This is a genomic window from Clostridium pasteurianum BC1 (genome assembly GCF_000389635.1).
In the GTDB taxonomy this organism is placed as follows: Bacteria; Bacillota; Clostridia; order Clostridiales; family Clostridiaceae; genus Clostridium_I; species Clostridium_I pasteurianum_A.
This window is the reverse complement of sequence record NC_021182.1, coordinates 4,352,016-4,367,559: the sequence shown is the minus strand read 5'-3', so window position 1 is coordinate 4,367,559 and position 15,544 is coordinate 4,352,016. Positions and strand designations below refer to the sequence as shown.

The following is a 15,544-nucleotide window of genomic DNA, read 5'->3' as shown; positions in this document are numbered from 1 at the left end:
CCTAAAATATAAGTTAAATTCGGACAAACAAACTTATAAAAAAGGAGAATTGGCTATGCTTAACAATCAAGAATATATTACCGCAGAATTAGGAAAAATGCTATATGAGATTTTACCCATATCATCCAAGAAACTAAAAAATTTAGTATATATTGTTTTGGGAATATTGTTATCAAAATCAGTTATAATCTCAGAAATATCAGAAAAGCTAAAAGGATTACTATACAGAAGCCAATGAAGAAAGTAAAATAAAAAGAATTTATAGATTTTTTTCAAGTTCAACAATAAAGTCAGACTACCTATATTATAATTTTATCGATGAAATTATGATAAATTATATAAAAAGAAGTACCACTAATAAACTGGTTGTAATATTTGACCATACAACACTGGAAGATAAATTTTTAATACTTAAATTTTCGCTGAAAGTGGGAAAAAGAGCAGTTCCACTATGGTATAAAATATTTGAATATAATGAAAAAGATAATAAAAATTTCAAACATATAAAACAGGGAATAGAAGAGATTAAGGATCTTATAAGTTCATATAATTATGAAGTTGTATTGCTGGCAGATAGAGGTTTTAAGAGTATAGATTTATTTAAGTTTATAAATAAAATAGGATGGAAATATTGTATAAGATGTACCAATGATATGCTTGTAAATATAGAAGGGAAAGAAAAAATAAAATACCTTAGAGATATAAAAACTCTAAAAAAAGGCGTAAAAAAGTTTAATGGAATTTTACTAAGTGCTGAAAAATATAGATGCAATTTAGCAGTTTGTAAGGCAGAAGAAGCAGCGGATACCTGGTATATAGTAACCAATCTTGATAGTAAGAATGCTGTTAATGAATATAAGAAAAGATTTATTATAGAAGAAATGTTTAGAGATTTAAAATCCAGTGGCTTCAATATGGAAGATACATGGACAAACAGTCTTATATATTTTGAAAACTTATATTTATGCTTATGTATAGCATATACATGGATGATAATATTAGGAGCAGATTGTTCTAAGAATAAGAAGAGTAAGATAATAGGCGCAACTAAAAAGATAAGAAATAAAATAGTTAGAATATACAGCTTATTCAGCAGTGGATTGACATGGTTTAACAGATGTTATGATTCTAATAGAAAAAAATATGCCTTAAAATTTAATTTGATACTTTATGACATCTAATATGGCAAAAAAAGTAAATATATTCTTTAATAGTAAGGCACCAGTATACCCATTCTCTATTACATTAATTTCATGTTTATGATTATATTATCTTTATAAGCATATTATTGCATTATTACTATTTGGAAATATAATCTTGTAAATGATTTTTATGTTTATTATTCTTATTTAATGCAATTCACTGTCCGTAAGTCAGTGTTTGAGGCTTTATTGTTATACTGAATATATATGAAGGCAGGTATTAATAATGAATAAAAAGGGATTGTATTTCGATAGCTTAAATTGAGGGTGCACAGATTATTTTACATGCTCTTTAAATAGCCTTAAATTTTCCCACACTTTTCCCACACAAGTTTCAGAAACTTTTAGTTCCTGACAGAAAGCAATAGTTAATAAATCTAGTAATACCAACAATTACAGTAAATTATAGAAAGCTATTATATGACTTTAAACAAAACCATTGGTTGTAGGTTCAAATCCTACTACCCCTGCCAAAATGTTGGAATAAGAGGGTTTATAGAAATGTGAATCTTCTTATTTTTCCACACTTTTCCCACAAAAGTTTTAGATAACTCTAGTTTTGATTAGAAAGTATAAGTAAGGAAAGCTAGTAATATCAACATTTATAAGAGAGTGCAGAAAAATAAAAATATATAAAATCAAATCACGGGTTCGATTCCTGTTAAGGCTACCAAAGCTTGAGATAAGCGAGTTTACAGAATTTGTAGACTCGCCTATTTTTACAATAAGTCTATAACTATTGATGATTTATTAGAATTTAATGATATTTAAATTAAACCTTCAAGGGTAGTATTTTTCAACAGCTTGTGAACAATCCATTCGGCAGGGAGAGGGCGTCCACTATATAGTGTTTTTGTTGCTGCTGCAAGTACACGAATATCGTATTTAGATGGATATATTTCCGGTACTTTTTTCTCAAGATTAAGTAGTGTATAAACTGCCATCATTGCTGAACGAATAGAATATTCAACTGTAAACACACAATCATCTGCTATCTCTGCAAATTGACCTAAAAAGGCAAGGTTGCTACTACCTTCAGGAACAACGTCGGGACGATCTCCTTTGACACGTGGCATAAATTGACTGGTGATATAAGGCATCATACATGGGATGACATTAACGGTTTTAATAATTTCAGGTATTTCATCTTTCATACCCATATGATATAGAAGTTCTGTCACTAGTTCTTTACCAGTACAATTGCACATTTTCTTTTTCACAAAATCACCAACATTGTCAGGGAAAAGACCATAAGCCCAAAGAACTAATACATTTTGGGGTTGATTAATAAAGTGAGGTTGCCTACTGCAGGTTACGCTCAAAAGCCAGTTTGAGTCCTTAATGGTTATAATACCTCCAGTAACAACTTTACCAGAGAAAGGATCTCTACCTGTCAGATTCTTAAGAAGGTCGGCTATCTTAGAATCTGTGCATGTTATAGTGAAAGATTCCCATTTACTCTTGTCGATGTCACTACAGAATACTTCAGGTTTTCCAAATGATGGGTATTTATTCGATATGTTTTTCCATAAAGTCCAGCACGCTCCAACTTCACGATTAAGTATTGCTGGTTCGTTCATACTTCCAAGAGTAGAATTTTCTGTCATAGATCCATTAGTAACAAATACTAGATCATTTTCACTTGTATGAATTATTTCATCTTTCCCATTACGTAACAAGTGAATTGCAGTAACAGTTTTTTTATTTTCGTGTATGTCAATATTTAAATCTATAACTTGTGTATGCAGATTAAAGGCTACATTTTTTGATTTTAACCATTTTTCTAAAGGGAGAATCATAGAATCATACTGGTTGTATTTTGTAAACATAATGTTTTTTAAACGACTCATTCCAGGAAGTAAGTGCATAAAACGCTGCATATAGCGCTTCATCTCCACAACGCTATGCCAATTTTGAAATGCAAACATGGAGCGCCAGAAATACCACATATCAGTCTCTAAAAAAGAAGGGTGGAAATACTGCTCAACAGTGGTAGCACCTAATTCTTCTTCCGTTGCAAGAAAAAGCATAGTCAGTTGTTTGATGTGAAGGTCGCTTAGTCCAAGAGAAGAAAAATCAGCTTTTTCACCGTAATTATGAAGTAATCTACAAGTAGACTCGTTAGGGTCAACAATATTTAACTCACGAAATTCGTCTAAAACTGTTCGTTTTGGATTGCTTAGTGAAGGAATTTTGCTATATAAGTCCCAACAACACTCATAGTGTTCTTCCATTTCTCTTCCACCACGAATAACGTAGCCATCCTTTGCATTGCCTGACCCGTCCATAGCGCCTCCAATAATATGTGTTTCTTCTAAGATAGTAATGTTTTTGCCATCCATATGGCCATCACGAATCAAGTATGCAGCAGCCGCAAGAGATGCTATACCACCACCAACCAAATACGCTTTTTTCTTCTCAATGCCTTTCGGTATTAAAGTGTTTATGTTTTCATAATTTCCCATAAATTTTACCATCTCCAATATTAGTTTATATATACTTATACTATGATTAAATAACAAGAAACTGTAGGTTAATATAATTTGTAGTATAGTTACTTTGTAAATATTACAATATGTGGTAATTTAATTTATGGAAAAGAATTCTATTATCAAAGTAGGATAATAATTTAAATTATTATGCTAAGTCAAAATTGTGTAATATCCACAATTTAAGAGTTGGAAGAAAGAATTAAATCTAATAAATTGAAATGCTAAAGAAGCTATGTATGATATTAGAGATTGGTCACCTGAATATGAAAAAATTGGGAAAAGAATTACTTTGACAGTAGAAGAATTAAAAAAGCTCAAAGATATACTTAATAAGATGAATTTGTTTTGAAATGTTTATTAAATTTTTTCCACACTTTTCTCACAAAAGTTTCAGATAACTCTAGTTTTGATTAGAAAGTATAAGGAAGGAAATCTAGTAATATCAGCATTTATAGGAAAGTGAAGAAAAATAAAAATATATAAAATCAAATCTAGAGATCGTAGGTTCCACTCTCTCTGGGCGTACTATTGGTAAATTTTTGCGTCTTTGGGGTTGATTGAACATAATTATCATTGTGTTGAACTCATAAATTCTCATAATTATAATTTACCACCTAATAAATTATGTGGTATCATCTAATATATAATTAAGACGTACTATAAATATAGAATAGATTTGGAGGAATTTATAATGACTGGAAAAACACATGCGGCAGTAGGAATTTGTTCAGCAGCTTTTATATTAGTACCTAAAGTAGACATAAAAACAGCTTTAATAGGATTAGGCTTTTGCATTATAGGCTCTTATGCTACAGATGCAGACCTTAAAGTGTCTAAAGCAGGTCATGTTGTTAGTGATGTTATTTATGCAGTTTTTATTTTAACAGCCTTATACTTGGTATTAACATATAAGCTACATTACAATATATGGGGTTTAGTAGGAAAAAATATGCCGAATCAACTTAAAATTATAGGAGGTTTATTTATAGTAGGTTCTATAATTCTTGGGAGGATTACAGGCCATAGAAAATATATGCATAGTTTAATTGGTTTCTTTATTATGACTATGGGTGTATGGCTAATTGTAGGAAACTTTGCTATTTGGTTTGGACTTGGATATGCTCTGCACATGATAGTAGATCTTCTAAACGAAAAGCCGGAAGCTTTGTTATTCCCATTACCACTAGGAAAAGTTTGCTTTTCACTTGCAAGTTCCAGGGGTATTGTAAATTGGGGTTTATCCACAATCGCTTATGTTGGTTTTATATATAAAATAACATCTATCTATAACCTTAGTTATCTGCATAATGTTTTTATAAGATAGGAGCTAAATATATAATAATGTAGATTCTTTTAGAAGAGTATTTAAATAGGAACAGTTGTATAGATGGAGAGCCCTATGATGGGAAACTATCACGTACGGTGAGCTTTTCCTAAAAAGAGGACACTTCAGAATTAGATATTCTAGTGAAGGTACATAGATTTGTATAAATCAAATCTATGCACCTTCCCATATAAATCTTATTTCCAGCTTACATCTGCTTCTTTTCTTGGTACTGTTCTTAAATACTTTACATCAGGATAGCCAAGTATCATACAGGTCACAATTTCTTTTCTTCTTTTGACTCCAAGGAAATCTTTAATCTCCTTACTTTCCTGGGCAGCCCTTACAAAGAATCCACTAAAAAATGTTCCAAGGCCTAGAGCATTAACCATAAGTTCCATATTTGAGGAAGCTAGCGCTCCATTTACCTGTGAGCTAGCTGTGATAACTATTACTACTGGAGCATTAAAAAATATTTTGTCATTCTTAGGATTTTCTTTATATTCTTCATACATTTTAAGCCACATCTTTGCATATCTTCTATATAGTCTAGTTTCCGGAGTGTGGTTATTGAGAACATATTCTCCCATTGACTTTAAGCTTTCAAAAGTTAAATCTTTTAATTGTTCTAGCCCTTCTCTCACCACTATGTAAGATGGATCCTGCATATTGCTGCCAGTTTCAGTAAATCTTCCAGCTTCTATAATTTTAGCAATTTTTTCTTCTTCCACTTGTTTATTTTTAAATTGCCTTACGGTTCTTCTGAATTTTATGAAATTTAGTAAAGTATCTGGAGCTATTGAAAAGCTTTCTTTATCGTAATCTTTCACATCTTCCATACTGTATTCATCCATTGAGACTGCGTCTTTGGGGCAGACTGCAATACAATGTCCGCACTTAATACAATTTTTATTATTAATCTTTGCTTTACCATCCAATATTTCTATATCCATTGGGAAACAATCTTTAACACATTGTCCACATCCAATGCATTTTTCAGTATCTATTTTCATCATAACAATCTACTCCCTTGTACAATCTTTAATTAATCGTTTTTTAGTCCACAATTAATTATAAATATTAACTTAAATATCTTATAACAATAATTATATCATAATATTTTATAGTACTATTGTTAGTTATATTTTAAATATGTTAAAAAGAGATATTTAAAAGCTAAAATAAATGAGAAAAATTTTTATTTACTTATTTTTACATCATATATTGTATAATAATAGAATTCCATGCTATAATTTAAGGGTAAAGTAAAAAATGGGAAATAATTGATAAATTATTAATTTTAAATGACATTTATAGGGAAGGTTAATAAAATGGATATGAGCAGTTTGTATACAATTTTAGTAGTTGATGATGATGAAAATAATTTATTTACTGTAAAAACTCTTATAAAAGAATATATTGATGCTAATGTATTGATTGCAGATACTCCCAAGAAAGCATTACAAGAACTTATAAAAAATCCTATAGACTTAATCATTTTAGATGTACAGATGAAGAGAGAAATGGATGGTTTTGAGTTGGCACAGATTATAAAGGGAAGAAAAAAAACAGAGCATATTCCCATTGTATTTTTAACGGGAGCCTATATTGGCGAAGATTTCAAAAAGAGAGGCTTTGAAATAGGAGCTGTGGACTATTTAACTAAGCCCATTGATGATTTTTTACTTATAAATAGAATAAATGTATATTTAAAGCTAATTGAAAAGGAAAGGAAAACAAATATACTATTACAAGAACAAACAAAAGAATTAAAAAGAGCAAAAGAAATGGCCGAGGCAGCCAATGAAGCTAAAAATATCTTTTTTGCAAACATATCTCATGAATTTAGAACTCCTCTAAATATTCTCCTAGGATCCTCCCAAATGATAAAACATTATCTGGGAAATGGTAATGTTTTAAATAAAGAGAAAATAAAGTCAAATGTAAAAACTCAGATTCAAAATTGTTATAGACTTGTAAAGCTAGTTAATAATCTATTGGATATTACAAAAATGGATTCAGGCAATTTTACTCTTAATTTAACAACATGTAATATTATTGAAGTGGTGGAATCAGTTACACTCTCTGTTGTAGAATTTGCAGCCTCAAAAAACATAGAAGTAACATTTGATACTAATGTTGAAGAATTAAATTTTTGTTGTGATTTAGATGCAATTGAGAGAATTGTGCTGAATCTTTTATCAAATGCAATAAAATTTACCCCTAAGGATGGAAATATATTTGTTAATGTAAAAGTTTTAGATAAATTTATTCAAATTAGTGTAAAGGATTCTGGTGTAGGAATTCCTAAAGATAAGCAGGAGATGATTTTTCAAAGGTTCAAACAAGTAGACAACCTTCTTACAAGAAGTTGTGAAGGCAGCGGCATAGGTCTTAATCTTGTAAAATCTTTAGTTGAAATGCACGGCGGAAATATACAACTTAAGAGCGAGTATCAAAAAGGAAGCGAATTTATTGTTGAAATTCCTATTAGAGAAGGATGTGGAGAAAACGATGCACAAGGCTGTTGTACGAATAACAGCAGCACTGTAATTAAAAAAATTGATATAGAGTTTTCTGATATATATTTCTAATTTAGAAGGATTTTTTATCAATTAGTGATAAGATACAAGGAAAGGTAAATACATAGGGGCTGTTATTATTGAGACAAAACTATATAAGGGAGATAAAACTAATGAAAAAATTTTTGTTAATGATGCTTACTGTTATGACAATATGTTTATTTATTGGATGTGTAAAGACAGGAAATGATACAGCAAAAGATATCAACAAGATTAAGATTGGTGTTTGTATCGCTAATGGTAATGACAAATACGGGTCTTATTTGCTTGATGAAATGAAGAATTACTCCAAATCTTTAAAGGATGTTGAAGTAGTATTTGCTGATGCAAAACAAAATTCTAATACACAGTTGTCGCAGGTTGAAGATTTCATATCCCAGAGAGTAGATGCAATAATTGTTACTCCAGTTTATATAGATTCATCAAAGGAAATAACTGATAAAGCTAAAGCAGCTAATATTCCAATTATCAGTCTTATGAATCCCTTTGAAAATCAAAGTGATTCAGCATGTTATATAGCTCCCGACTCAAAACAAGCTGCCACATTGGAAATGGAATACCTTGCAAAGAAAATGAATTACAAGGGTAATGTTGCAATTATAATGGGGCCAATGGATGATAGAGCACAGAGAGTGAGAACTGAAACTTATCATGAAGTAATAGCAAAATATTCTGATATGAAAATTGTTGCGGAGCAACCAGCTGAGTGGGATAGAGCCAGGGGTATGGCTCTAATGGAAACTTGGCTTAAATCTGGAAAAGAGATTGATGCTGTAGCCAGCAACAATGATGAAATGGCAATAGGAGCATTAAAAGCTATAGAAGCAGCAGGAAAACTTGGAAAGATAACTGTAGGTGGTATAGATGCTACTCCAGATTCTCTTCAGTATTTAAAGAGTGGCAAATTGGCTGTTACAGTATTTCAGGATGCAGCAAAACTAAGTAAGAGTAGCATAGACACTGCAATTAAAGCAGCCAATGGTGAAAATGTAGAAAAAACAATAAATATTCAAAATGAATTAGTTACTCCGGAAAATGTAGACCAATATATAGCTAAATGGAAAAATAAGTAGAAAATTGTTACATATACTTTTAAGGAGGAATTTATGAATATTTTTAAAAATTTTAGTATAAAGCAGAGATTTCTAACATTGTTTTTTGTTTGCCTTATGACATTTATTGGATTTGGCATCTTTGCTTTAATTGAGCTTGATAACCTGGCAAAAGTAACTAATAGCTTATATAATCAATCATCAAGGGTTTCAGATGCTACAGTTAATGCAAAAGTAGATTTGGTTAAAATAAACAGTGCTATAAATGATGTGATTTTATCATCAGGTAGTGACGAAATTCAACAAGGGATAGATCAGGTTAACAAATATGAAAGTGATTTTCAAAAAAATTTAGATACTATAGGAGGAAATTCTGTTGATTCTGATACTATAAGAAATTTGCAAGACGCTAATAATATTCTTTCTAAATGGTGGAAACCACAGCGGGATAAAATTATTCAAGATGTGCAAGAAGGTAAAAAAGATGATGCCATAAATATATCTAAGGGTATAAGCTCAGATTTTGTAAGTGAGCTTGAACTTGATCTTAATAATATATATTCAAATTCTTCAACTAATCAAACAAGTTTAATTCAACAATCAAACGCGCTGCAATCTTCAGTGAGAATAACTTTATTTTTAACTTTAGCAATTTTAACAAGTATACTTTTAGTATTATTTATGTTAATAACAACAAGTATTTTAGCTCCTATTAACAGATTAAGAGATCATATGATTAAAATTTCAAATACAGGTAATTTTGAAGAATATGAAATAAACCAAAAAGATGAAATTTCAGAAATGGGTAAAAACTATAATATATTGATAAATAAATTAAAAATCGATTTTTGGATAAACAATGCTCGAAATTCACTAAACGACGAAATGACTGGCAGCGTTTCTGTAAAGGAATTAACACAAAAGACTATTAATTTTTTGGCAAAAACTTTAGATGCTGGAAATGCAACTTTTTACATATATAAAAATTCAGAGAATAAACTTATTTTGAATTCCTCTTTTGCTTTTACAGAAAGAGAGAGATTATCAAATACATATGACATGGGTGAAGGAATAGTTGGACAAGTAGCTTTAGAGAGAAATCCAATACATCTCAAAAAAGTGAAGGAGTCAGAAGCTGCAATTTGCACTTCAACCGTGTTTGGTCCGCCACTTAATGTCTATGCCTTTCCATTAATTTATGAGAATGAACTCTATGGAGTTATTGAATTGTCTTCTTTTGAGTATTTTGATGACTTAAAAAAGAAATTTATAGAAGAAGTATGCAATGCAATTGCCATAAATCTTTACTCTGTAATTCAAAATGAAAGGATTAAAGAACTATTACTTAAAAGTGAAGAGGCAACTAAAGAAGCTCACGAAATATCAAGTGAACTTAAAAATGCAAATGAAGAATTAGAAGAACAACAAAGACAGCTTCAAGTTCAAGCTGAGGAACTCCAACAAACTAATTCTCAACTTGAAGAGCAACAGCAAATACTTCAGCAGCAAAGTGAAGAACTACAGCAAACTAACTCTCAGCTTGAAGAGCATCAAGTGCAAATAGAAGAGCAGTCAAGACTTCTTAGCATTAAAAATGAGGAGTTAGAAAAATCTAAAGAAGAAATTTTGGTACGTTCAAAAGACTTAGAAGCTGCAAATAAATATAAATCTCAATTTTTAGCAAATATTTCTCATGAACTTAGAACGCCACTTAATTCAATTATATTATTATCTAATCTCTTGATTAGAAATGGAAAAGATAAGTTTGAAAATGGTACAAGAGAAAAATTTAAAGTTATATATAACTCAGGACAGCATCTACTTCGTTTGATAAATAATATTTTAGATTTATCAAAAATTGAGGCTGGAAAAATAGATCTTAATTATAATTATTTTAATACAAGTGATCTTATAAAAGAACTTAGGGATATTTTTGATGAAACAGCAAAGGAAAAAGATATTCAGTTCATATTGGAAGATCAATTTGAAAATAATTTCTATGGTGATAGAGATAGAATTTCACAAATAATTAGAAATTTTTTATCTAATGCGTTTAAATTTACGGATAAGGGAACTGTAAAACTAAAGATAGCAGAAGATCATCAGTATGAAAATAATCTGGTATTTTCTGTATCCGATACAGGAATAGGTATAGCTAAGGAAAAATTAGATATAATTTTTCAAGAATTTCATCAAGGAGATGGGTCCATTTCAAGAAAGTATGGGGGTACAGGACTTGGATTATCTATTAGCAGCAAACTTTGTGAACTTATGAATGGTAGAATAGAAGTAAGTAGTGAACCTGGAGTGGGGAGCACCTTTTATTTGTATTTGCCTTTAGCACTTTCAGAAGGGGAGTCTACAAAGCAAGAGGCAGCTGCTGCTATGAGTCTAGAGCCTAAGAATGAAAAAGAAGTATACATAGAAGAAATAAAAAATATAAGACAAAAAAATTTACTAATAGTTGAAGATGATAAAAATTTAATACAGTCAATAAAAGCTGTCTCTGAAGGCATAGGCTTCACTACATTAATATCTAGTAGCGGAGCAGAAGCACTAAAACTTATAAAAGAACATGAAATTAATGGTATTTTATTGGATCTAGGGCTGCCAGACATAAATGGAATTGCTTTGTTAAAAGAAATTAATGAAGTATTAAAACTAAAAAACATATATGTTCCTGTTATCATTTATACAGGCATGGATATATCTTCTGAACAAGAAAAAGAGATAAAATTATATGCAGACAGAATAATTATTAAAACTTCAAACTCAGATGAAAGATTGCTAGATGAGCTGACTTTAATACTTCATAAAGTTAATGATGAAGAAGAGTACAGAAGTATTATGACTTCTAAAATAAATAAAGATACAGCACTAAATCTAGCCAATAAAAAAATACTCATTGTAGATGATGATCCACGAAACATATTTGTACTTGCCGCTGCCTTAGAAGATTACGGTGCAGAAATCATTGAAGCTGAAAATGGAGAAGTAGCATTAAGAAAACTTGAAACTCAGGCTGTAGATTTAATTTTAATGGATATAATGATGCCTGTTATGAATGGATATGAAGCAATTAAAAAAATACGAAATTCAGATAAAATTAAAAATATACCAATTATAGCTACAACAGCAAAGTCATTAAAAGGTGATAGAGAAAAGTGTATGGCAGCTGGTGCCAATGATTATATCTCCAAGCCAATTGATTATGATGTACTAATAACATTAATAAGAGCTTGGATTAATAAAGCTTAATGAATTTGGAGGGTTAATTTTAATTTGACTATTAGAACTATTTGCAAGCAGGATAAAATATATCTAACAATAATTGGGGAATTAGAAGACTCTAAACAAATAGGTGAATTAGTGGAATCTTTAAGTATATCAGAAACTAAAAATTTTAATGTGACTTTTTTAGGTGCCAATATAATTCCCAAAAGTATTATAGAAAAACTTTTTATTTTGCAAGAGGATAAAAAATGTAATATTTTTGTTTTAAAAAGATATTTGTTTTCATATTTACAATATTTAGGCATAAAATGTAACTATATAACTAAAAAATTAACTTTTAAAAAGCCTAAAGATAATATATCTTATGAAAAAGAAAAATTAAGTCAGGAAGAAATCTACATTTTCTTAAAAGATATAAACAATATTTATGGCTATGATTACACAGAGTATCAAATGGATAGTATTATGCGAAGAATAAATATAGCCATGATCAGAGAGAGAATCTATGATTTTAATATATTTAGAGAACAAGTATTACACAATCAAAAAATTTTTCATGACTTGTTTTTAGATCTTTCCATAAATACCACGGAGTTTTTTCGGGATCATGAAGTATTTAATATGATTAAAAATAAAATACTGCCATATTTAAATTCCTATAATCACATTAAAATTTGGTGTGCAGGTTGTTCAATAGGTAAAGAAGTATATTCATTAGCTATAATACTAAAGGAAGCAGATATGCTTAGCAAAACTCAAATTTATGCCACCGATATCAATCCCTATGTTATTGAAGAAGCAAAAAATGGACTGTATTCAATTACTACTTTGGACAAGGATATAGATAATTACAGAAATGCCCAAGGAGAAAAGAGTTTTATTCAATATTTTGATATTAATAAAAACTATATTAAAGTTAAGGAAGAATTGAAAAAAAATATATTATTTTTTCAGCATAGTTTACTAAGTAATGGAACATTAAATGAGTTTAATCTAATACTTTGCAGAAATGTTTTTATTTATTTTAATGATGCTTTACAGGAGAAGGTCTTAAAAAACTTTTATAATTCCTTAGATAATAATGGATTTTTAGTGCTTGGTAAAAGTGAAGGAATTCAAAAAAATAATGGACACAATTATTTTTATAAGTATAATGAGCAAAATAAAATATATAGGAAAATAAATAAGTAAGCAAATGATTCAAAATAGATTACGCTGACTTCTTTAGCATAAATAAAGGAAGAGGGTCAATTTAAATATAAGGTTGTATAATTTTAAAATGGACTATCCTAAAAATGTATTTGGGATAGCCTATTTCATTTTTATTTAGATAGTCTCTATATTTTTTTAGCTTCAATATAAAGTACCTTTATAAATTTTTTTATATTTATCCGAATATGGTAAAATGGATTATTTGTTTTATTTTCTATTTGTAACATTTTTTTTCGTACTTCAGCAAAATCAAAAAACTTTGATGCATATTCTTCAAATTTAGGATTACCGTAATCTGTAAGTCCTAAGGAAGCTATATAATTTATGCTTTGAAATATAGCTCTTCTAATTCTCTGTTCAGAAGCTTTTATTTCTTTTTTTATATCCGATTCTGTACAAGAGTTTCCCAATTTTTCTACAGAAATGCTGGTAAATAAAGCCTTTAATGAAGGAAATTCAGATTCGTATAATTCTTTATCCTCATTTGCAAGGTGTTGAATTATATCCAGTATATCCTTGCTGCCATTTTCACTTATCATGCCAAGATCTGTTAATATAAATTGAGCAGCTTCTAAGATTGTCTTTTTTAAAGGTTTTTCAATAGGTACTTTTAATTGCTGATAACCAAGCATGTTTATAGTTTGTTGAATATCATTTATGGATTTTTGTAGTTTTACATTTGAGGTTACTTTTTCTATTATTTTTATAACTTCTAATCTATTAATCGGTTTTGTTATGTAATATTCTACTGCCAGGGAATATGCTTCTCCAATTATTTTTTTATCTTCTATTTGTGAAAGCATTATAATTTTGAAATTTAAGGAACTACCAAGATCTTTAATTGCTTCAATGCCATCTTTAACAGGCATAAGTAAATCGATAATGAGAATGTCTACTTTTTTAAAAGTTAGTAGATCTATATTTACAAATGAACCATTTTCTGCTTCACCAACAACTGTACCAAGATCATAATCTTCAATAATTTCTGATAGCATAGAGCGAATTGCTATATCATCATCCACAATAAAAAAATTCATTATATCATCCTTCCATTAGACATCTTCAAAAATATTTTCAGAGTATGCTAATCTGTTAAGTATTTGTAGTTAGTGATTATTATATCTTAGCTAAGCTTTTAATTGGCAGTTTTATAGTAAAAATGGTGCCACTTATAACTGGAATACTCTCTATTTTTATAGTACCATTAAAATTTTCTATTACACTTTTTACATAGGGAAGTCCCATACCTGTAGAAGATACACCAGAATCATCATATTTTGTAGTATAGCCTGGTTTAAAGATTAAATCTCTTTTTTTCTCAGGAATACCAGAACCATCATCATGAACTTCAAAGTTAATATATTCAGTATCCTTGTAAACTATAATTTTTATTAATCCAGTTTCTTTAATTGACTCAATGGAGTTGGATACCAAATTATTAATGAGAGAGAGAGTAGTATAAATGTGAAGCAGAGGAATAGAAAAATTAGCTTTAAAAATAAATTTTATCTTTTTCCCCAGAAAAGCTGCATATTTTTTATTGCTATTTATAATAATATTGCCTATTTCGCTTATATCCATATAATCTATGCTGCTTTCCTTAGAGATCATTTTAGAAATACCTGCATATATTCTTTGGTTGTCTTTTTTTATATCATGTACTTCTCCTGCAATACTCAATATTTTTTTAGATAATTCTTCTGTGCTCGTATTTAAATCTTTATTTTGTACATGTCTATACAAATTATAACAGTTCTTCGTAATGTTTTCTGCATCTTGTAAGGATTTTTTTAGTTCCACAGCTTCTTCATACAAACCAGATATTAAAAATATCATGTGGCTATTTTGCTTTTGCTGTTGAATTACTTCAAGTTCAGCTTCATGAAGCTTAAGCATACTAAAAATTCCAAGTACAAAAATACTTCGGATAAGGGATATAATCATTACTTCACCTATTATTAATCCGTTAATAGTATCCCTTAAAATAAAATATCTAAAGGCAAGTTCTACAATGTTTGAACATATGTCTATAAAAGTAGCTAAGTATATTATTATAGGGAAACGATTCTCAAAATTTTTCACTTTCATCAAATAAAATAAGAGAGAGTAAGTAAAATAATAGAAAAATGCAGGAAAATTTATAATAAGTGAAGGTAATAGCTGAAAATTTTTTACCGTACTGAAGTCTAAAAAAATACGAAAAGCCACTACAGCTATGCCCACTACTAAGGCTGACAAGATTAAGGGTACTTTACGTGCCCATAGCAAGAAGAAGAAAAAAATAGGTGTACCTAGACTTACACGAAAGCTATCATGAAAGGGAAAAAATTTAAATTCGCCTGCTAGGGGTATCAATATTACAAGCAGGACAAGTATGTAAAAGTTCTTTTTCAACAGTAATTCACTCCTTGTTTGTTTAGGTATTTTTTTGTGTAACGCTCTTTAT

General features: G+C 29.4%; 11 protein-coding genes. 7 read left to right on the top strand and 4 right to left on the bottom strand.

Annotated elements, in window-relative coordinates:
* Nucleotides 1-55 precede the first annotated feature (55 nt).
* Both CLOPA_RS26305 and CLOPA_RS23935 read left to right on the top strand, forming a co-directional pair.
* Nucleotides 56-238, top strand: a complete 183-nt coding sequence (locus CLOPA_RS26305; RefSeq protein ID WP_051115677.1) for a hypothetical protein — start codon at nucleotides 56-58, stop codon at nucleotides 236-238.
* Nucleotides 239-248: 10 nt separating this feature from the next.
* Complete coding sequence (locus CLOPA_RS23935; RefSeq protein WP_155241952.1) at nucleotides 249-1,181, top strand: transposase; 933 nt, start codon at nucleotides 249-251, stop codon at nucleotides 1,179-1,181.
* Nucleotides 1,182-1,969: 788 nt separating this feature from the next.
* Here the strand turns inward: CLOPA_RS23935 and CLOPA_RS20215 are convergent.
* Nucleotides 1,970-3,667, bottom strand: coding sequence for an oleate hydratase (locus CLOPA_RS20215; protein ID WP_015617284.1), 1,698 nt, complete (start codon nucleotides 3,665-3,667; stop codon nucleotides 1,970-1,972).
* A gap of 718 nt (nucleotides 3,668-4,385) precedes the next feature.
* Between CLOPA_RS20215 and CLOPA_RS20205 the strand changes: the two genes are divergently transcribed.
* A complete protein-coding gene (locus CLOPA_RS20205; RefSeq protein WP_015617283.1) occupies nucleotides 4,386-5,018 on the top strand; it encodes a metal-dependent hydrolase in 633 nt (210 codons plus the stop codon).
* A 197-nt stretch (nucleotides 5,019-5,215) separates the two neighbouring features.
* Here CLOPA_RS20205 and CLOPA_RS20200 read toward each other — a convergent pair whose 3' ends face one another.
* Nucleotides 5,216-6,034: a nitroreductase family protein gene (locus tag CLOPA_RS20200; RefSeq protein ID WP_015617282.1), complete on the bottom strand. Its 819-nt coding sequence runs from the start codon at nucleotides 6,032-6,034 to the stop codon at nucleotides 5,216-5,218.
* A 315-nt stretch (nucleotides 6,035-6,349) separates the two neighbouring features.
* On the opposite strand from CLOPA_RS20200, the gene CLOPA_RS20195 reads away from it, so the two are divergent.
* The 4 genes from CLOPA_RS20195 to CLOPA_RS20180 all read left to right on the top strand — a co-directional run bounded on the left by CLOPA_RS20195 (nucleotide 6,350) and on the right by CLOPA_RS20180 (nucleotide 13,077).
* Nucleotides 6,350-7,612: a hybrid sensor histidine kinase/response regulator gene (locus CLOPA_RS20195; RefSeq protein WP_015617281.1), complete on the top strand. Its 1,263-nt coding sequence runs from the start codon at nucleotides 6,350-6,352 to the stop codon at nucleotides 7,610-7,612.
* A 101-nt stretch (nucleotides 7,613-7,713) separates the two neighbouring features.
* The gene (locus CLOPA_RS20190) at nucleotides 7,714-8,673 is read left to right on the top strand and encodes a sugar ABC transporter substrate-binding protein (protein ID WP_015617280.1); all 960 of its coding nucleotides are present in this window, start codon (nucleotides 7,714-7,716) and stop codon (nucleotides 8,671-8,673) included.
* A 33-nt stretch (nucleotides 8,674-8,706) separates the two neighbouring features.
* Complete coding sequence (locus CLOPA_RS20185) at nucleotides 8,707-11,910, top strand: response regulator (protein ID WP_015617279.1); 3,204 nt, start codon at nucleotides 8,707-8,709, stop codon at nucleotides 11,908-11,910.
* Nucleotides 11,911-11,934: 24 nt separating this feature from the next.
* Nucleotides 11,935-13,077, top strand: coding sequence for a CheR family methyltransferase (locus tag CLOPA_RS20180; protein ID WP_015617278.1), 1,143 nt, complete (start codon nucleotides 11,935-11,937; stop codon nucleotides 13,075-13,077).
* A 146-nt stretch (nucleotides 13,078-13,223) separates the two neighbouring features.
* On the opposite strand, the gene CLOPA_RS20175 is transcribed toward CLOPA_RS20180, so the two are convergent.
* Together CLOPA_RS20175 and CLOPA_RS20170 are read right to left on the bottom strand one after the other, a co-directional pair.
* Nucleotides 13,224-14,135 (bottom strand): response regulator, encoded by a 912-nt coding sequence (locus tag CLOPA_RS20175; protein ID WP_015617277.1) that lies wholly within the window; start codon nucleotides 14,133-14,135, stop codon nucleotides 13,224-13,226.
* Nucleotides 14,136-14,214: 79 nt separating this feature from the next.
* Nucleotides 14,215-15,186: an ATP-binding protein gene (locus CLOPA_RS20170; protein WP_242834238.1), complete on the bottom strand. Its 972-nt coding sequence runs from the start codon at nucleotides 15,184-15,186 to the stop codon at nucleotides 14,215-14,217.
* Nucleotides 15,187-15,544 lie beyond the last annotated feature (358 nt).